The 18,424-nt window shown below is 35.8% G+C and carries 18 protein-coding genes; 5 read left to right on the top strand and 13 right to left on the bottom strand.

Annotated elements, in window-relative coordinates; all coding sequences use genetic code 11:
- Positions 1-36: 36 nt before the first annotated feature.
- Together ACZ11_RS05300 and ACZ11_RS05295 are read right to left on the bottom strand one after the other, a co-directional pair.
- Entirely contained in the window at positions 37-1,272 is a 1,236-nt protein-coding gene (locus ACZ11_RS05300) for a DNA polymerase IV (RefSeq protein ID WP_049664313.1), read from the bottom strand.
- Positions 1,273-1,423: 151 nt separating this feature from the next.
- Positions 1,424-2,821, bottom strand: coding sequence for an aminotransferase-like domain-containing protein (locus ACZ11_RS05295; protein WP_049664311.1), 1,398 nt, complete (start codon positions 2,819-2,821; stop codon positions 1,424-1,426).
- A 133-nt stretch (positions 2,822-2,954) separates the two neighbouring features.
- On the opposite strand from ACZ11_RS05295, the gene ACZ11_RS05290 reads away from it, so the two are divergent.
- Positions 2,955-4,121: an aminotransferase-like domain-containing protein gene (locus ACZ11_RS05290; RefSeq protein WP_049664310.1), complete on the top strand. Its 1,167-nt coding sequence runs from the start codon at positions 2,955-2,957 to the stop codon at positions 4,119-4,121.
- Between the two features lie 320 nt (positions 4,122-4,441).
- Here ACZ11_RS05290 and ACZ11_RS27190 read toward each other — a convergent pair whose 3' ends face one another.
- The 5 genes from ACZ11_RS27190 to bioD form a co-directional block, all read right to left on the bottom strand.
- Complete coding sequence (locus ACZ11_RS27190; protein ID WP_269079327.1) at positions 4,442-4,567, bottom strand: hypothetical protein; 126 nt, start codon at positions 4,565-4,567, stop codon at positions 4,442-4,444.
- 851 nt (positions 4,568-5,418) lie between these two features.
- On the bottom strand, positions 5,419-6,414 hold the full coding sequence (bioB, locus tag ACZ11_RS05285; protein ID WP_049664308.1) for a biotin synthase BioB: 996 nt from the start codon (positions 6,412-6,414) through the stop codon (positions 5,419-5,421).
- Positions 6,415-7,005 (bottom strand): biotin transporter BioY, encoded by a 591-nt coding sequence (locus ACZ11_RS05280; protein WP_049664306.1) that lies wholly within the window; start codon positions 7,003-7,005, stop codon positions 6,415-6,417.
- Positions 6,972-8,375, bottom strand: coding sequence for an adenosylmethionine--8-amino-7-oxononanoate transaminase (gene bioA / locus ACZ11_RS05275; protein ID WP_049664304.1), 1,404 nt, complete (start codon positions 8,373-8,375; stop codon positions 6,972-6,974). The genes ACZ11_RS05280 and bioA overlap by 34 nt, the downstream gene beginning before the upstream one ends.
- The gene (gene bioD, locus ACZ11_RS05270; protein ID WP_049664302.1) at positions 8,356-9,060 is read right to left on the bottom strand and encodes a dethiobiotin synthase; all 705 of its coding nucleotides are present in this window, start codon (positions 9,058-9,060) and stop codon (positions 8,356-8,358) included. The genes bioA and bioD overlap by 20 nt, the downstream gene beginning before the upstream one ends.
- 366 nt (positions 9,061-9,426) lie before the next feature.
- Between bioD and ACZ11_RS05265 the strand changes: the two genes are divergently transcribed.
- From ACZ11_RS05265 to ACZ11_RS05250, 4 genes are all read left to right on the top strand, one after another.
- Positions 9,427-10,188 (top strand): CPBP family glutamic-type intramembrane protease, encoded by a 762-nt coding sequence (locus ACZ11_RS05265; protein WP_236690784.1) that lies wholly within the window; start codon positions 9,427-9,429, stop codon positions 10,186-10,188.
- A gap of 198 nt (positions 10,189-10,386) precedes the next feature.
- The gene (locus ACZ11_RS05260) at positions 10,387-10,851 is read left to right on the top strand and encodes a hypothetical protein (RefSeq protein WP_049664299.1); all 465 of its coding nucleotides are present in this window, start codon (positions 10,387-10,389) and stop codon (positions 10,849-10,851) included.
- Between the two features lie 205 nt (positions 10,852-11,056).
- The gene (locus tag ACZ11_RS05255; protein WP_049664298.1) at positions 11,057-11,755 is read left to right on the top strand and encodes an ABC transporter ATP-binding protein; all 699 of its coding nucleotides are present in this window, start codon (positions 11,057-11,059) and stop codon (positions 11,753-11,755) included.
- Positions 11,748-12,863 carry an ABC transporter permease gene (locus tag ACZ11_RS05250; RefSeq protein ID WP_049664297.1) on the top strand — a complete coding sequence of 372 codons (1,116 nt, stop codon included), beginning with the start codon at positions 11,748-11,750 and terminating at the stop codon, positions 12,861-12,863. Before ACZ11_RS05255 ends, ACZ11_RS05250 begins: the two co-directional genes overlap by 8 nt.
- A 118-nt stretch (positions 12,864-12,981) precedes the next feature.
- Here the strand turns inward: ACZ11_RS05250 and ACZ11_RS05245 are convergent, their stop codons facing one another.
- From ACZ11_RS05245 to ACZ11_RS05230, 6 genes are all read right to left on the bottom strand, one after another.
- Positions 12,982-14,019, bottom strand: coding sequence for a hypothetical protein (locus ACZ11_RS05245; RefSeq protein WP_049664295.1), 1,038 nt, complete (start codon positions 14,017-14,019; stop codon positions 12,982-12,984).
- Position 14,020: 1 nt separating this feature from the next.
- Complete coding sequence (locus ACZ11_RS05240; protein ID WP_049664293.1) at positions 14,021-14,506, bottom strand: MarR family winged helix-turn-helix transcriptional regulator; 486 nt, start codon at positions 14,504-14,506, stop codon at positions 14,021-14,023.
- 62 nt (positions 14,507-14,568) lie between these two features.
- On the bottom strand, positions 14,569-14,874 hold the full coding sequence (locus tag ACZ11_RS27425; RefSeq protein WP_403089025.1) for a DUF6431 domain-containing protein: 306 nt from the start codon (positions 14,872-14,874) through the stop codon (positions 14,569-14,571).
- Positions 14,875-15,461: 587 nt separating this feature from the next.
- On the bottom strand, positions 15,462-15,614 hold the full coding sequence (locus ACZ11_RS26180; protein WP_161804436.1) for a hypothetical protein: 153 nt from the start codon (positions 15,612-15,614) through the stop codon (positions 15,462-15,464).
- Positions 15,615-15,993: 379 nt separating this feature from the next.
- Positions 15,994-16,602 (bottom strand): acyltransferase family protein, encoded by a 609-nt coding sequence (locus tag ACZ11_RS27420; RefSeq protein ID WP_403089023.1) that lies wholly within the window; start codon positions 16,600-16,602, stop codon positions 15,994-15,996.
- Between the two features lie 551 nt (positions 16,603-17,153).
- Positions 17,154-17,864, bottom strand: coding sequence for a 4'-phosphopantetheinyl transferase family protein (locus ACZ11_RS05230; RefSeq protein WP_236690783.1), 711 nt, complete (start codon positions 17,862-17,864; stop codon positions 17,154-17,156).
- Positions 17,865-18,424: the final 560 nt, after the last annotated feature.

The following is an 18,424-nucleotide window of genomic DNA, read 5'->3' as shown; positions in this document are numbered from 1 at the left end:
TTTCGAAAAAAAATTGATCGAAATGACGGTTTTCTCTTATTTATGTTCGTCCCAAAAGTCCTTACTAAAACTCGTATTTGCTTGATATTTCCCTACTGGCTTGGCAATATCTGAACCCCGCAAAATCGTTCCTTTTCCAAACTTTTGCTCGATTTGATCAACAAGTTTAATGATTGGTTCATCTTTTACATGCTCTTCAAAGTTAAATAACGTTAGCTGCTGTGTCGTTTCTTTAATATCACTGACATTCGATACGGTAACGCCTAGTAATCGAACCGGTTCTTCATTCCAATGCTTATTAAATAGATACCAGGCATGCTCAACTATATCCTCTTTTGAATGAATTGCGTTATTGATGGACTTACTCCGTGTACATGTTTCCCAATCAGCGGAACGAATCATGATGCTTACAGTTACTCCAGCAAGTTTCTTGGCCTTTAATCTGTCTGCTACCTTTTCAGAAAGTGTTGAAATAATTTTATATAATTCATCTCTATCTGTCGTATCATGAGAAAGCGTTGTTGAATTCCCTACACTTTTCGTATCGTATATTGCTTCTGGATCGACAGGTCTATCATCTTCACCATTTGCTTTTTGCTTCATACGTTGACCATTAATGCCAAAGTTTTGCTTTAATACATATTCATCAACTGCAGCTAGTTCTCCAATTGTTCGGATACCTAAATTCCCCAATTTCTCCGCTGTACTTTTGCCAACACCATGCATCTCAATGACATTCATCGGCCACAATACTGTTGGCACGTCACGCTTTCGGAGCACTGTTATACCCATTGGCTTTTTCATATCACTCGCCATTTTTGCCAAAAATTTATTCGGTGCAATTCCAATTGAACAAGGGAGTTTCAGTTCGTTCCAAATTCTATCTTGCATATTTTGAACGTGCTGCAAGACATTTTGGCCTTCTACTATAGGAAGTTGCAAATATCCTTCATCGATTGAAACTGGTTGGAGAATTTCGCTATATTCTTTTAACAAATTAAAAAATGACTTGGACGCAGCTCTATATCGATCAAAATTAGGAGGGAGCACAATTAGCTCTGGGCACTTCCGCCGCGCCTCCCCGACATTCATAGTTGTATAAACACCACTCGCTCTTGCTTCGTAGCTACACGTAATAATAATACCTCTACGCTCTTTAGGATTCCCTGCGATGGCTACTGGCTTCCCTTTTAATGAGGGATCATAAATTTGTTCAACAGAGGCATAAAAGCAATTAAGGTCAATATGTAAAATGATTCTACCTTTATTCATATTTTATCACCTCATTCTGGCTTGCCCTTTAGACAGGGCTATGCACTCGCTCAATGGCGCATAAAAACTATTCATATTTACATGAAAAATAATATACCCTTATGCGCCATCGACTTTTCTTTACATATCTTTATTATAAGCCTTCCTAACTTTAATCAACAAATGTATAATCACCATCACTTTCAAGTAAATCCTTTAAAATGATTAGTGCTTGTTCAAGCTGATTTTCAGGAGCAGTGATTGCTAAACGAACCGCATTTACCGGCTTAGCATTTCCTACTGCAAAACGTTCAGCTGCATACACTTGCACCCCTGCTTTTGATGCTAGCAATTCAAACTGAACACTGGTGAATTTTTCAGGAAGTAAAAGCCATCTGAAAATGCATTCTTCTTCTCCTAAAATGTTATAATCCCCCAAGTATTGATTGACAAGAGCATTTTGTTGCTTTGCATACATGAGGTGCTTCTCTAATATTGTTAGTGCAACGCCATCATGAATCATCCTTGCTGTAAGCTCCACCATCATAAGAGACACTGAAATATTTATATTATACAGGGATTCCATTATTTTTTTTCGTAGAGCTGGCGGTGTCACAATATAGGATAGTCGCAAGCCAGGTGAAATGGTTTTTGATACACTGGCAATATAAATTACCTTTTCAGGAGCATAGGACGCTATTGGTGCAAGTGGCTTCTCCTTAAGAAAACTATAAATCGCATCCTCAATGACGATTAAATCTTTCTGCCTCGAAACCTCCGCAATCATTTTTCTTGTTTCCATTGACATTGTATGGGTAGTTGGATTATGAAAATCAGGAATAACATAAAGCCCTTTTATATGCTCATTTTTACAAGCGTATAGTATCCCCTCTCTTGTCATTTCACCGTTTCGTTGTTGGATTGCTACTAGTTGGATACCAAGCATAGTTGCTGCTGTTTTTATACCTGCATATGTAATGGGATCTGTACCAATTCGATCTCCTGGCTGAAACAATGCAGCTAACGTTCCAACAATGGCATTTTGTCCCCCCGCTCCAAGCAATACAGGTTGATCCGTTTGAAAATTGACCTTTTCAAAAAGCTTCATTGCTGCCTCCGTTTGCCATGCATTTCCTTCAGGTCGTCCATACTGAAATAAATTGCTGAAATTAGGGTCATTCATCATCCTTTTCATATAACGTGTTATATCCTCATTAGCATGATTTTCAGGGATTACAGAACCCATTTCAATCATCTGAGAAGAATTACTTGTCGGTAATAACATTTTATTTGTCGCTGCATCTGATGAAACGAATGTACCATTACCGATTGAAGCATAAATAAGCCCCTTCTGGCCACAAAGTTTAAAAGCTCTTGTTATCGTGCTTAAATTAACATCTAAATAATCAGCTAACTCACGCTGAGGAGGTAACTTGGTGCCTGGCGATAATTTTCCATCCTTTATATCTTGTTCAAGCTGTTCTGCTATTGCTATATATAATGGTGCCGAACTTTTACTAATGTCCGGCTTCCAACTCATTGGATATTCTTCAAACGAATTAACTGGCATATTCTAAGCTAAGCTCCTTCTCTCTAATTTTATGCATACAATATTTAATTGTCTTGCATACAATGATAATATTGTATGCATATGATGACAATGATATAATTTTTAAAAAATCAGAAAAAAGGAACGATAAATTATGAAATTTTCAGAAAAGATATTAAATACTCCGTCCTCATTCATCCGAAATATTTTGAAAGTAACTGAATCAGATGATGTCATTTCTTTCGCAGGGGGGCTTCCGAACCCAATTTCTTTCCCAATCGAAGCGTTAAAGGCATCTGCGAACCATGCTATTACAGAAAACGGTAGTCGTCTATTCCAATACTCTTCTACACAAGGGTATGCGCCTTTACGTGAGTACATTGCTGCAAAATATCAACGTGTACACGGACTAGATATACATGCTGACGATGTATTTATTACTACAGGCTCACAACAAGCTCTTGAATTACTTGGGAAAGTACTTATTGACAAGGGTGATGGTATCGTTATTGAGGAGCCTGGTTATTTAGGTGCTATTCAAGCCTTCACATTAAGTGAGCCAACTTTCTATGGTGTAACACTCGAAAATGATGGATTAAACTTAGAAGAATTAGAGCATGCACTACAACAACCAAATGTAAAATTCGTTTATACAGTTCCAAATTTCCAAAACCCAACAGGTCTTACGTATTCTAAAGAAAAACGTCAGCAAATTTGCGAAATCATGGCAAAATATGATGATGTAGCGTTAATCGAGGATGATCCATATGGAGAATTACGCTTCCAAGGTGAGCCATTACCATACATCGGTGCTGGTAAATTAGAAAATAGTATTTTACTAGGTTCTTTCTCTAAAACAGTTACACCAGGAATGCGTCTTGGCTTTATCATTACAAAAAATAAAGAATTAATGGAGCATATCGAAACAGCGAAGCAAGCAACTGACTTACACACAAATATTTTCTCACAATATGTAATTTATGATTATCTAGCAAACAATGATTATATGGAACACGTTCAGAAAATTATAGCGTTATATAAAAATCAAGCAGATGCTATGCTCAATGCGATTGAGGAGTTTTTCCCAGCACATGTGGACTACACAAGACCAGAGGGTGGAATGTTCATTTGGGCTACAATGAACAACGGCGCTTCGGCTGTAGATGTCTTCAATAAAGCGATGGACCAAAAAGTAGCCTTCGTACCTGGCGATCCATTCTATACATCAAAAACTGGTGTTAATACAATGCGCCTAAATTATACAAATGCAACACCTGAAGTCATTCGCGAAGGTATTAAACGCTTAGGTAGTATTTTATAAAGTGAATCTTAATCAGTGGTGGATTCTTTATCCATCACTGATTTTAGTCTTCACCAATCGGGCTTTTACGGGCAGTTCATCTTCCAGCTAATGCCCTCACTTTGAGGTTTGTACCTGACACTTGAGTTTAAGTGCAAATAAATTACTGCCCGTTAAGGCGGGATAAAGTGTAACTTTAATCAGTGGGGGTTTTCTTCCCCCACTTTTTTAATCTTCAGCAATCAGACTTTTATGGGCAATTAATTAGAATGTACTACGTAAAAAACACCCCTTTTCGTACGCTATAGCGTCGAAAAGGGGTATTTCGCTCAAATCTGAAATTATTTTGTATACGTTAAAACTGCATTTTTCTTAAATTTCGCTAAAGCCTGTGTTGCCTCATCTTTGTTTGTATACTCAAAAATTCGAACGTCCTTTTTATCAAATACTGTAATAACCCACATCATAATTTCTCCCTTCCAATTTGTTTTTGTAATATAACAACCACTTAAAACCGTGATACTTTTTCTAACTGTTTTATAACAATTTCTTGCTTGATTCTTATTTTACGCCAATTTTTTCAAAAATAAAGTGTTATGTGAAGCCCTTCACAAACTGTTCAATTTCAAAACGCTTTCATTGAACAATTTGTGAAAATTGGATTTTTGAAGGCATAAAAACAGTTCTTTTCATGTTAGCTTCGTCACTTTTTATCTCTTAGTAGCCAATCGTGGGTTTTCGACGGACCTGAGCAGTTTTCTTGGTGACCCGAGCATTTTACCTTCCTACCTGAGCGTTTCTTCGATGAACCCGATCACTTCACTTTCCTACCTGAGCGTTTCACCATTGAACCCGATCACTTCACCTTCCTACCTGAGCGTTTCTACGATGAACCCGATCACTCCACCTGCCTACCTGAGCGTTTCTTCGATGAACCCGATCACTTCACCTTCCTACCTGAGCGTTTCACCATTGAACCCGATCACTTCACCTGCCTACCTGAGTGTTTCTACGATGAACCCGATCACTTCACTTTCCTACCTGAGCGTTTCTACGATGAACCCGATCACTTCACCTTCCTACCTGAGCGTTTCTACGATGTTTTCAATCCAACAGAAAAAGCCATATGTACGCCTTTTCCACGACGCACATACGACTTCCCAATTCGATGATAATTAAGTAGTAGTAGTAGATTTTATTTCATAAAGTGAAACTTTAATCAGTAGGATTTCTTTATCCGCCACTGATTATTAGCCTTCACCAATCGGACCTTAACGGGCAGTTCATTACTGCCCGTTAAGGCGGGCTAAGTTTTTATTTAGCAGAATGTTGCTTCTTGTTTTTTCGTTAATTCAATTTCAAAGCCTAAATCCTCAAGCATACGATAATCACTGTTTGCTTCTTGTCCTTCAGTTGTTAAATAATCCCCAACAAAGATACTGTTTGCTGCATATAACCCTAGTGGCTGAAGTGACCCAAGATTGATTTCACGACCACCAGAAATACGAATTTCCTTTGTTGGATTAATATAACGGAACAACGCTAAAACCTTTAAACAATAGCGTGGATTTAATTCCTTCGTCCCTTCTAGTTTCGTGCCATCAATCGCATTTAAGAAGTTAACCGGAATGGAATCCGCGTCTAATTGATGAAGTGCACGTGCAATATTCACGACATCCTCTTTTGTTTCCTTCATACCAATAATGGCACCTGAGCAAGGTGATATTCCATGCTTTTTCGCAATTTCAACCGTATTAACACGATCTTCATAAGTATGGGACGTAGTAATATAAGAGTGATGTCGTTCAGATGTATTTAAGTTATGATTGTAACGATCCACCCCTGCCTCTTTTAGTTGCTGTGCCTGTTCTTCTTTTAATAAGCCAAGACAGGCACATACTTTTAAGCCATACTTCTCTTTAATTTCTGTAACAGCTTCACTTACAACATTGACATCCTTTCGAGTTGGCCCACGACCACTCGCCACAATGCAATAAGTGCCAATTTTATTGTCAAATGCTCGTTTTGCCCCTGCTAAAATTTCGTCTTTCGTAATGAATGGATATTTTTCAATCGGTGCTGTTGATTTAGATGACTGCGAACAATAGCCACAATCCTCTGGGCAATACCCGCTCTTAGCATTCATAATCATATTCAATTTTACTTTTTTCCCATAGTAGTGCTTACGAATAGCAAAGGCACCGTCCATCACCTTTAAAAGCTCATCATCATCACTATTTAAAATGGCAAAAGCCTCCTCATTGCTAATGATTTTCCCTTCAATAACTTCATCTGCTAACTGTAACCAATTCATTTAAACATTCTCCCTCTCTACATTAACAATTTTTAAGGTTCTTGCTGAATTAAACACTTTGTAAAGTCGCTCGGCCAAAAACGCAGAAGCTATCGCTAAGCAAAAATCTGCAACAATACTGTTTAAAAAGCCAACTACGAAAATATGTGACCAGCTCGTTTTCATATGTAACCAGAAATTCAAAGACACATATAAATATGGAACTGCAACTGCATAAATAATAAAGAGCCCGACAATATTTGCACCAATAAAATGTTTTTTCGTTGGAGTATCCACTCTTTCAATCATGAAACCAATTACTAAAGCGGCCAGTGCAAAGCCGATAAGGAAGCCAAATGTCGGTTGCAATACATAGGTGATGCCCCCACCTTGTGTAAAAACTGGCAGACCAACTAAACCAACGCCTATGTAGACGAGCTGACTTTGTAATCCATTGCGACTACCGAGCAAACAGCCTGCTAAAAATACAAAAACAATTTGTAATGTAAATGGCACTACTGGTAGCGGTATTTTAATAAATGCACCGATTGCGGTTAAAGCGGCAAACATCGCAATCATCACAAGTGACAGTGTTGATTGTCGTTTGAACAACTTACTCCCTCCCACTCCTCAAAAAATTGCGTGATCGTCTCTTTTGTTGTATCAATCATAAAACTCATTTCGTCATCAGATATGACGTATGGAGGCATGAAATATAATATATTGCCGAGAGGACGAATCAGTAAGCCTTTTGCTAAGGCACGTTTATATATTTGATAGCCGATACGTTCCTCACTCGGTAGTGGCTCCTTTGTTTCACGATTAGCGACTAATTCAATTGCGCCAACTAGTCCTACCTGTCGATATTCACCAACAAACGGTAACTCTTCAAATGCTTTCATAGCTAGTTTTCGCATACGATCACCCTTGTTTTGTATCATATCGAGTACACTTTCCTCTTCAAATATTGTCAAAACTTCTAGAGCTACGCGACATGCAAGTGTATTACCGGAATAGCTATGGGAGTGTAAAAACGCTTTCATTGTACCGTAATCATCATAAAAAGCGTTGTATACATCATCCGTCGTTAAAACTGCGGATAGTGGCAAATAACCACCTGTTAACCCTTTTGATAAGCACATAAAATCTGGAGCAATATCCGCTTGTTCGCAGGCAAATAATGTACCTGTTCGTCCAAACCCAACTGCAATTTCATCTGCAATAAAATGAACATCGTATTTTGTACAAAGCTCTCGTAATCGCTTCAAATATATTGGAGGATACATTTTCATACCCGCAGCTGCTTGAATGAGTGGCTCAATAATAACAGCTGTAATTTCCTCATGATGCTGTCTAAGCTCCGCTTCAACAAACTGTATACATTGGGCTTGACAGCTTTCAGGATTCTCTTGAAAAGGACATCTGAAGCAATCAGGTCCTTGTGCACGTACTGTATCCAATAAAAGCGGCTGATACACTTCGTTATACAGCCCTACTCCGCCAACAGATAACGCACCAAGTGTTTCACCATGATAAGCATCTGTTAAAGCTAAAAAACGCTTTTTCTTCGTTTTTCCCGTCTGCATATGATATTGAAAACTCATTTTTAGCGCGACTTCTATAGCAGACGAACCGTTATCTGCAAAAAATACTTTATTTAAACCATCTGGTGTTAAAGCGACTAATTTTTCTGCCACCTTTATCGCAGGTTCGTGTGAAAAATTCGCAAAGATCGTATGCTCTAATGTAAATGCTTGATCGCTTAATGCTTGACTTATACGCGGATTCGCATGTCCAAATAAATTGACCCACCAGGAAGATACGGCGTCTAAATAACGATTATTATTTTCATCGTAAAGCCATACACCTTGTCCTTTTTGAATAACAATTGGCGGAAATTGCTCATAGTCCTTCATTTGTGAGCATGGATGCCAAACATGCTGTAAATCTCTCTTCTGCAATTCAGTTAATGCTTGTTTCATATTTGACCAACCTTTCAAACAAAGAAGTGTGTGAAATAGAGTAGTCAACAATCTGTGAAATATCCCCAAGCTTTGGGATCGTCGCATACGGCAAATCATGATGTTGTAGAATCGTTTTCACATTATCTTGTTCCATCTGGCTACCTGTGTCTCCATTAAATACAATGCCAAGAACCTCAACATTACGAGCATGTAATGCCTCAAGTGTAAGCAATGTATGATTAATTGTTCCTAGTGTTGTTCGTGTGACAAGTACAACTGGAAGCTTACTTTGAACGATTACATCAAGAAGCGTAATTTCTCCATATGTATCTAACGGGACAAACAGCCCCCCTGCTCCCTCACAAATCACGACATCGTTTGCTTTCTGTAACAACTGAATTTGCCGTAATAAATATTCCACATTTATTTGCTGTCCCTCCAGTTGTGCAGCAAAATGTGGTGATGCGGCTTCCTTAAACGAATAGCCATTTAAATTTTCTTGCTTTAGTCTTTGTAACGAATACTTTTCATACATTGCTGTATCGTAATAATAGCAATGTCCATTCTCCTTAATTTCGCCAGTTTGCACGGGCTTATAAGGCGTGACTTGTAAATCATGCTTTTGTAATTGTCGCATCAGTAATGTAGTGATAACCGTTTTACCGACATCTGTATCCGTTCCAACAACCCAAAAATGTTGCATCGTTAACCTCCCCCTCTTTTGAGTTAACCTTTAACATTTTCTAAGTTAACACATATAATTTTATTTTGTAAATGCTATTTCCACATTTATTCAAAAACGGCCCTTTTCTTTGCGAAAAATAGAGAATTTTGTGATAACTCAACCACTTTTTTCTTCACCAAAAAACACTAGATTCTTACCATGTGCAAAATCTAGTGCTGATTAATGTATATTTTCATAGCTTCACTCTAATCAAGCTCCTATGAAACATCAATGCAGATTAGATGTAACTTTGACAAAAAACATAGAAAAATATACCCTTTTATGTTTATATATTATTTGTAAATACATCCTTTAAATAGAAGGGGCTTTCTAATGTCATATCTAGTGCAGTTACTCATTTTCGGCATAACAGGTTCGTTAGTATACTATGGTGTTTACTATGGAACACCGCTATTAATTAAAAAGGGTGTTCCATTAATTTATGCTTTTTGGTTCTTTCTATGGTTTCCTGTAATGAGTTTGTTTCCAATCTCGTTACTACTGTATCATTTAGAAGGAAATACTTGGACATGGCAAATTTTTTTGGAAAGGTTTCGTTTCAATCCTTTAACAGAAAACGATTGGTATTGGGTTGTGGGAGCAATTGTTTTTACAATATTTTTTGACCAACTTCTCGAACCTTTAGGAAAGTTTTTTGCGAGATTCCCAATGTTTGCGCCACCAAGTTATCTTCCTGCTCCATTTAATCCATTAAGAAGAATGGAATTACCTCCATCAGAATTTTTTGGTGTTACGCTTTATGGGAATTGGAAAATGTTAACCATATTTATTCCATTACACCTTTTTGCTATGCTTAGCGAAGAAATAATGTGGAGAGGTTTTTTCCTTCCTATTCAGCAAGAGATTTTCGGAAACTGGGCTTGGGTAGTAAATGGATTACTTTGGGCATGGGTTATTCATGCTTGTCTGAAATGGCATTTTATCAATATGCTTCCTAGCATGCTTATTGCTCCATGGATCGCCCAATTTACTAATTCAACATGGGCTTCTTTTGCAACCCATTCTATTGGAAATAGTTTATTATGGATTTTATTATTAGCAGGAGTAATTAAAAAAGCTAAACCACAAAATATAAATATAATTTAATTTAAATATTCAACTTTAACAACCTTGTTACATAAGTAAGTGTAGCAAGATTTATTTTTTATAAACACACAATCACCTCTATCTAAAGTCACACTAAACCTTTACGCTCCAGAGCATTTTATTAATTTCTAAGTATTTCCGGAAATATAAAGGGTTTTATTATTCGTTCGTAGTATTAAACTAAACGGGGGTGGCTGTATGTTTGGTATTTTTAAAGAGTCAGACAAAATTATTGATACTTATGAGCATGTTAGTTTTATTTTAAAATCCTTGCTCACATACGAGCTAAAAGACTTACCTATTCGCTATGAGTTTTGGTATCGTGTGGCAATTCGTCAGGAAGAATTGCGAACGTTATTTACCGAGCATCGAGCAAAGATCTCCATGACTACAGCAGTAGGACGATTTCACCAAACACAATACGAAGGAACGAAACAAAAGTTAGCAAAGCTTGAACGTCTCGCAGATATGTATAAATCGTTTTGTATTGAGGAAGAAAGAGAGGCATTAAATCATCGACTCTATTTTCAAAAAGAAGCGATTACTGAGCTATATGAGCATGTCCAAAATAAAGAGCTATATGTGTATTGCGGTGCTGTACAGCAAAAATTTTGGGATGCGGTGCGTGAAGACATATTAAATGCAATAGCCCACCTAGATTAAGTAGGTGGGTTATTGCAAGGACAAATATTATTTAATTCCCTCATAAAGACATGAATCGAAATAAAAGCATGAAAATGGTCGACTTCATCTTGTACAACAATTCCCTCAATCAGTTATCTCTTCTACTAAAAGATATTCGTATGAAAGCCCCAAAATTTGAAACATTCCCCTCTTTAAACCGTAAATATACAAAGAGAGGAAGTGAATGACAATAAATATTAACATACATAAAGGTGGCTATGTAGAGAACGAAGCCATTATTTCAAACATTGAATTTCAAGTAAATAGTGGTGAACTCGTAGGGTTAATCGGTTCCAATGGGGCAGGCAAAAGTACAACCTTGCAAGCAATGATGGGTGTTCTACCAATAGTGGATGGTCAAGTGACAATAGGAAATTACGGCTACGTACCCGAAAGACCAATTTTGTATGAGTATTTTACATTGTGGGAGCATATCGACTTTTACATGCGTGTAGCTGGTAAGGAAAATTCTTTAACAAATCGTGCGAAAGAATTACTGGAAATTTTTCAATTGGACCATAAGCTACACGATTATCCAACAACATTTTCCAAAGGTATGCAGCAAAAAGTGATGCTTATTTTAGCATTTCTTGACAAGCATTCTACTTATATTTTAGATGAACCATTTATGGGACTAGATCCGCAGGCAATGCGTAAGCTATTAACGATTTTAGAAGAATTAAAAGCGCAAGGTGCCGCCATTTTAATGAGTACACATGCACTCGATACGGCCGAAAAAATATGTGATCGTTTCATCTTGATTGATCATGGGCGAATTTTACAGCAAGGTACACTCGCATCATTACGCTTAGCGGTGAAACAGGACAATGCATCTCTTCTAGATATTTTCGACACACTACTTGAGGAAAATCACCATGACTAGTTTATTGCGGCAACGAAGAAAATTAGAGCGCTCCTATAACTTTAAGCTATTGGCAAACATTATCGATTGGACAGTCGCCTTATATGTTGTTGTGCCAGCACTAGTCATTGGCTTTTTCCTTTATAAAGACTTCATCTTAAATATAAGTACATCATGGGTCATACATATTCCGTTAGTGTTCATTATTGTACTGTTATTTCTTATTACACGAATCGAAACTATTCGTACTTATTTACAACGAGCCGATCGTCTTTTTTTAATCCAAAACCGAAAACAAATGGTACGGTTAAAACAAGCTGGTCTTTATTGGTCGTTAAGTAAGCACCTAACTTTACTTAGTTCTGCCCTTGCTCTATTAGCACCCATTTTTATAATTGTTCATCATGTAAAAATATTTGAATTACTTATTTTACTTCTACTACTATTTACGAATAATTTCACAAACGTACTTTTACAATTAAAGCTTCATAAATGGCAGCAGCTAGTAAGTAATATTTTTATGTGTATTCTCGGTACAGTTTGCTTTTTATATGTACCAGTTATTATCACTGCACTTATTTACTTAATACTCCTTGTTTTTTGCACAAGCTATTATAATAGACATTTTGTTTATAGCACTAAATATTTTGATCAGCAAGTGGAGCTCGATCAAGCGGCTTTTTATAAATGGCAAAGTCTTTTATTCCAGATTGCTCCTGAGCTTCGAAGTCAGTTAGTACCGAAATTAAAAAAGCCTCGCCTACTATGGAAAAATTCAAAGCGTATGTTTAGACGTTCCGATTATTTTATAGAGGAAATAGTATGTAAAACAATGCTTCGCCAAAAACAGTATCTCTTCGGCTATCTGCGTTTTTTATCAATGGGTATCGGGCTAACAATAATTGTGCCGTCATGGGCGAAAATTATCATACTTGTAATTCTTTATTTTACTTTACGCTCAATGATGCAATCGGTGATCCAACAAATTTTCGAGCATAAAATTTGGTCAATCTTTCAAGTAACCAATGAACAAATTAATGCAGCTAACAGTCGGCTGCTAAAGGGATTTGTAAATCTCCCGGTGTTATGTGTCTTTGTTATCTTAGTTATTTTTACTCTTGTAAATTAAGGATCATCATCATAATGTGGGGGTGATTTCCGTTCCGAATGCGCAGTGTTTATCGCAACGGAAATCAATTTATATATTTAAACAGGTGCCAGCATAGTTTGCCGGCACCTGTTGTCTTTTATTTATTATCTTCCATTCCTTGGAGTAGCATTTTTCTAAATTCCTGTGCTTGGTCGGCTCTGATTGCTATATTGTTATAACGTTTTTTAAGCCCAAACATGAAAGTCACTTCCACAGGTTCCTTCATTTTTAAAATAAACTGTGGATATACTTCAGCAAAATCACGTGCTATAAAGTCAATTGTATCCTTGGATAATTTCCCTTCCAATTGTTCCTTATCCTCAATAAGCTCTTCAATCTGCTCAAAGCGAATCTCTGCTCTTTTCATTAATCCTAAAGACAAATACAATTTATCAGATGTTACATGGACAGGATTTAAACGAATCGCCTGCATATCCGCTATAAAAAATAGAACAGAGTATACATTTAAGATAAGCAATAGAATAGAAATAACTATCGATTTCTCATGTAGCCACCAATGAATCCCGATTGTCTCAATGGCTATTCCATGGATTAGCATAATGATAAAGGCAATATAGCTCGAGTTTTTATGCAAGGTTAAACCAGGTTGCTCTTTTCTCTTCCAACTTGCAAAAGCGTAGTAAAATACTACAAAATCTGAGCAAAACACTTGGATAATAGTATGCTTAGGTGCATGTTTTTCAACTGCTTTTGGGAATGAGAACAAATCTGGTAAATTAGTTGATCGTACATCCGCTAGAATTCTCGGCATGTAACGAACAAGTGTTGCAACTAGTAAAATTTCGAAGAGGATAATCGTACCTTCAATCGCAAAACCAGCCCAAGTCACTGCAACAAATGGTTGCAGATGTTCTACCGGAATAATAAAGCGAGCTGCTATACAACCAGCTGCTGCTAAAATAACCGCTTGTTTTATAGAAAACTTCCCTTTATAGAGCAGAAATAAAACAGGCATAACTAAGACAAAATCAATTAATGAGCCCATCACAACGCCATTTGTTTCAGGTGGCAAAATGGAAACACCGAGTCCAGTGTTATAAAGCGTGTAATTACTGGCAAGTACCACTAACAAAAATGCTAGCCATATATTTTGCTTTTTCTTTAATGCAATCATGTTAAATCTTTCCCTTATCATTTATTTCATGTATAATTCCTTCCTTTAATACAATTTGGTTTAACTTCTGAACAATCTCTTTCAATTGCGCGATCTCACTTAACTCAAGTTTTGAATAATATCTCGAGATAATAAATCGTTTTATTTCTTCTTCTCTTTCAAAATACTTAATGCCTGAAGTATCAAGACTCACAAATATTTCACGTCTATTTTCCGGATTAATGTTCCGAATTACATAGTGCTGTTCTTCAAGTTTACTTACTAACTGTCCGACAGCACTAGAAGTAATATTCATATAACTCGCAATTTGTCCAATCGTCACTTGGCCATTTTTTTTAATTAACTCTAATAAAATTATTTGTTTAGGAGATAGTTCATCACTCATTAAATTTTGATGTAACTTTATGAAATGACTATCCATCGAATAAATAGCTTCATTCATTTCCTCCACAAGCTTATAAATTAGTTCTTCATCCTTTGCCATCATTCATTCAATCCTTTAAGTAAAGTTAATAATAAAGGTATCTTTACTATTAACTTTACTTTACTTTATATGGTTATTATTGTCAACCACTTCAGCGATAAAGAGCAGATAAGGATCCATCCACTATGAACAATGTATGGATAAAGAAAATCTGGCAATAAAGAAAACATCTTTCCGCAAGATGGGCAGAATCTTCGGTAAACCGGAATTTTTGTGATTGCTTTTACAGTAATGACGAAACGAAAGTAACTACCATGTTTGTATAATTTACCATGACAATCGGGGCAGTTCTCCTCACACTTAGGAGGTACATCTTGGTAACGCCGCAAATAGCCCTTGACCGTTTTTCCTAGATATTTTATGATAATCATAGTTTTTTAGTTGAATATGCCTCAAAGAGACAGCCATCTCTTTGAGGCTTTATTTTTGTCCTCCTCCCGCCAGGGAATGATTTACATTTCTATATTGTCGCATAAATCCCTCCAAAAGTACCGACATAAAATTTTCCTAAAACAACAAAAAACACTGCCATTGAAAATGGCAGCGGACACCATGGTACAGGAATGAAAAAAGAGCTTAATGCACCAATAATGCTTAAAGCAACTAGTGAAGTAAAATCGTTGACCAATTACAGCATGCCTGTTCTGTAGTCCTGGTTTTGTCAAAACAGCCGTATCTCCATTTTTCTCGGAGAGTTTACCTGCACTTATTTGAGAAAATAAAGCCATTAGGATAAAGATGTCATCAACATTTCTAGACTGGACTTTCACTTTCCCCAACGATTTCTTTCATCGTTTCTATAATTCGCTTATTTTGAAGAATGCTTTCCACCCAACAAACAAAAGGAACTCCAGTTTTATGGTGTTCAAACTGTTTCCCCCAAGACTTTCTCCTAGTTTAGTTAGCGTCCAGCCTTTTACCGCTTTTTAAACTAATCCAATCTCTGAAAGAATAGGATTTATTCTAAACCTAGAATACCAAAGTGTTCACTATTTTGCGTTGCGCTTAAAAGATTTTTATCCGTTTCTTCTTCAAAAAGTTCAAACAGGTCTTTCGTAGCCATACCTAGCTTTTTTGAAAGTGCTGTGGTAGATAAATATTTCGTTCTCAAGCTAAATATCCCCTTATCTAAACTAGCACTTTCTCTCTATTTATCTTACACTTTCTGTTTGGTAAATTATAAATAATTTGACATTTATATATATGTGTATTTGCACGAATGAAGTCTAATTATAAATAAAAAAAGACAGCATTACGCCGCCTCTATGATTATATATTTTTATCAAAACTTTGCTTGCAAATACTAATGTAGTTTTACCGGGGTATTTGAATCAAATTTCCCTCGTTTTAAAGTTTTCATGCCAAACATCCATCGTATTATAGACATTCTTCTAATCACTTCATATAGACAAATACAAATCAACAAGGTTAATAGTGAAATTAGAACAAATTTGAAAAAGATATCAATTTCAAGTTTTACTATATAGTAACTAATAGCAACTATTATGGATTGATGAAGTATATATATGAAATGCTGCCTCATTCATATATTTTAAAAATTTATTATTGATAGAAGCGAACATTTGACCATATCTTAAAATTTCTACCAGTGTTAACAATAAGGCGAAATTTCTTATGAAAGCAAGAATTATGGAGATGGCAGAGAAATCGGCTGCGTTTTGATTTATATAAGCTAAAGTAAACCAAACAGGGATGTATAGTATTAGTATTAGCAAACACTTAAATCTTAATCTTTTTATTGTTTCTCGTATTTTTTCATCAGTTCCAATAATGTAACCAACGATAAAAAAAATGAAAAAATAAAATAAATCTTTATCACCTAGAGTTAGTAATGCTTCAGAAAATGTTAATGAAACAAATAATAGTAGTAAGAGCCATTTACTTTTTATCCACCCTTTATTCATTATATTATTAAGTTTATTTTTCAACATGATTAATAAACATGACATGATAAATAAATATAAAATAAACCAAAGGTGAGCAGGTGTAAATGATCCAAAATATCCAGTTACATCACTGTAATCAGTAAAGAAAATGATGAGAGAATCAAAATAGTTTCCATCAAAATTATGATGCATGAGGTGGAACGATAAGAACAATCCCAATAATTAAAGGAATAAATAATTTATTGAACCTCTCTCTTAAATACTCTCTATTTGTTCTAAAAAATAATGCATATCGACTGGCAGCACCTGCCAAAAAAAAACAATAAAGGCATGGCCCAGTAAGAAGATATGGCAATAATCCAACTTAATACCCAACTCTGATCAGCATTCATAACGTAGTAAGGTTCCCAGTAATCAAAAACCCTTGCTGCATGAAAGGGAATTAATAATAGAATCGCCATATTTTTAACCAATCCATATCATTTCTTCTATTAAATACATTATCATTTCTATTCATAGTACCCGTCCTTTTCTGATAGAAGGTATTGGCAAGACGTTCCACACAATTTGGTATATTAGTAGCCCCTTCCTAGCATGAACTAGTTCATTAGCTAAATAACCTTCTTTCCTTTTCTATTCTGGATCTGCTAAAATCTTACGCCAAAAATTTATTCTTAATCGAATTAAATGTCTTTAATGTAAGAATTCAACAGATAGTTCTATATATTCGTCGACATTATTCTTTATATCGGCCCAATATTACTCATGATGTCACCAACCAAATTTCTGTAATGATAATGTTGAACGGACTTGGGTAAAGGATTACGAAACGAACATGCGGATAACTTGTATCTAGAATCAATGTTATACTCTTTAAAACAATACTCAGATTGTCCCGGACATAGAACTATTTGCTCCTTACTCAAAATTCTAATACTAAACGAGTTTAACGGAGTAGATAGGCCAGTACCAATAGCTTTTATATAGCATTCTTTCAACGACCATAAACGAAAGAAGTATTCTAAACGTTCTAATTCTGATTTTGACATAATATCCAAATACTCGCTTTCTGCAAAGTATCGCTTTGCAATATCCAACTGAATATTCTTTACTTCTTCAATATCGATTCCAACTTCCTCAGTCCCAAAAATCATGACAACCCAGTGACCTGAGTGGGAAATATTAAATTTAAAATTTGGCTCCCCCATCAGAAATGGCTTACCGTATTGATTAGTTGCAAAATGAATATCGCGGTTTTGTATACCTTTTTTCTTGATGATCATTGAACGAGCCAGTAGTTCAGCGAATAGAGAACGATAAGCGTCTTCCTTTTGAACAAAGCCAGTAATTTTATTACCTCTTTCTTTAGAAATACATGATGTTAAAAAGTCATATTCTTGACGATCCACTGTTTGAGGAATCCTCAGTACAATGATTTCACACAATTTAACCAATCCTTTCCAACCTACCATCGATATTCTATACCACCACATTAATCTACAAACATAAACAAGTTATAGTATTTCAAACTAGCATAATATGTAAAAGGATTTAAAAAGTCGGATAACAGAAAAAAGTATATGATAGCCAATGCCAACTTAACTCTGACTGTAGTGATCATCTACTACATATGTAAGAATGCAGGATAAAATATTCAAGCTGAAGGCTACTATACGTGCTCTCAATCTGTAAATATACCTGAAGTTGTAGACTTAGAATTCTGCTAGAGGCCTATACATTTGGCATTTCACAATTAGGGATTATATTGGAAGCTACAAATACATTCATGCTTTCAATAATAATGGTGGAATTTCTATTTAAAATGAATCATATTAAAAAAGGAATTTAAGAATTTTATTAACACATATTAATGTGTGAGGAAGTTAATTGTTATCATTAACTTCCTCTTTCTTTTTTCCGTAATAAAATTCTATAAATCCTATACTTGGTCGTAACAAATAAGCGAGCAGCCGTGTTCGCTTATTGTTCAGGGACGGAAAAGCTGCTATAGAAT

The organism is Lysinibacillus xylanilyticus (assembly GCF_001183605.1).
GTDB lineage: Bacteria > Bacillota > Bacilli > Bacillales_A > Planococcaceae > Lysinibacillus > Lysinibacillus xylanilyticus.
This window is presented reverse-complemented; position numbering and strand designations above follow the sequence as displayed.

Excerpts from the sequence above, each read along its gene's own strand:
- ACZ11_RS27425 (WP_403089025.1), bottom strand. The coding sequence starts at position 14,874 with ATGATTATCATAAAATATCTAGGAAAAACGGTCAAGGGCTATTTGCGG.
- ACZ11_RS05240 (WP_049664293.1), bottom strand. The coding sequence starts at position 14,506 with ATGATGGCAAAGGATGAAGAACTAATTTATAAGCTTGTGGAGGAAATG.
- bioA (WP_049664304.1), bottom strand. The coding sequence starts at position 8,375 with ATGAAACAAGCATTAACTGAATTGCAGAAGAGAGATTTACAGCATGTT.
- ACZ11_RS05290 (WP_049664310.1), top strand. The coding sequence starts at position 2,955 with ATGAAATTTTCAGAAAAGATATTAAATACTCCGTCCTCATTCATCCGA.
- ACZ11_RS27190 (WP_269079327.1), bottom strand. The coding sequence starts at position 4,567 with ATGATGTGGGTTATTACAGTATTTGATAAAAAGGACGTTCGAATTTTT.
- bioD (WP_049664302.1), bottom strand. The coding sequence starts at position 9,060 with ATGCAACATTTTTGGGTTGTTGGAACGGATACAGATGTCGGTAAAACG.
- ACZ11_RS05260 (WP_049664299.1), top strand. The coding sequence starts at position 10,387 with ATGTTTGGTATTTTTAAAGAGTCAGACAAAATTATTGATACTTATGAG.
- ACZ11_RS05300 (WP_049664313.1), bottom strand. The coding sequence starts at position 1,272 with ATGAATAAAGGTAGAATCATTTTACATATTGACCTTAATTGCTTTTAT.
- ACZ11_RS05250 (WP_049664297.1), top strand. The coding sequence starts at position 11,748 with ATGACTAGTTTATTGCGGCAACGAAGAAAATTAGAGCGCTCCTATAAC.
- bioB (WP_049664308.1), bottom strand. The coding sequence starts at position 6,414 with ATGAATTGGTTACAGTTAGCAGATGAAGTTATTGAAGGGAAAATCATT.
- ACZ11_RS05245 (WP_049664295.1), bottom strand. The coding sequence starts at position 14,019 with ATGATTGCATTAAAGAAAAAGCAAAATATATGGCTAGCATTTTTGTTA.
- ACZ11_RS05295 (WP_049664311.1), bottom strand. The coding sequence starts at position 2,821 with ATGCCAGTTAATTCGTTTGAAGAATATCCAATGAGTTGGAAGCCGGAC.
- ACZ11_RS05255 (WP_049664298.1), top strand. The coding sequence starts at position 11,057 with ATGACAATAAATATTAACATACATAAAGGTGGCTATGTAGAGAACGAA.
- ACZ11_RS27420 (WP_403089023.1), bottom strand. The coding sequence starts at position 16,602 with ATGCATCATAATTTTGATGGAAACTATTTTGATTCTCTCATCATTTTC.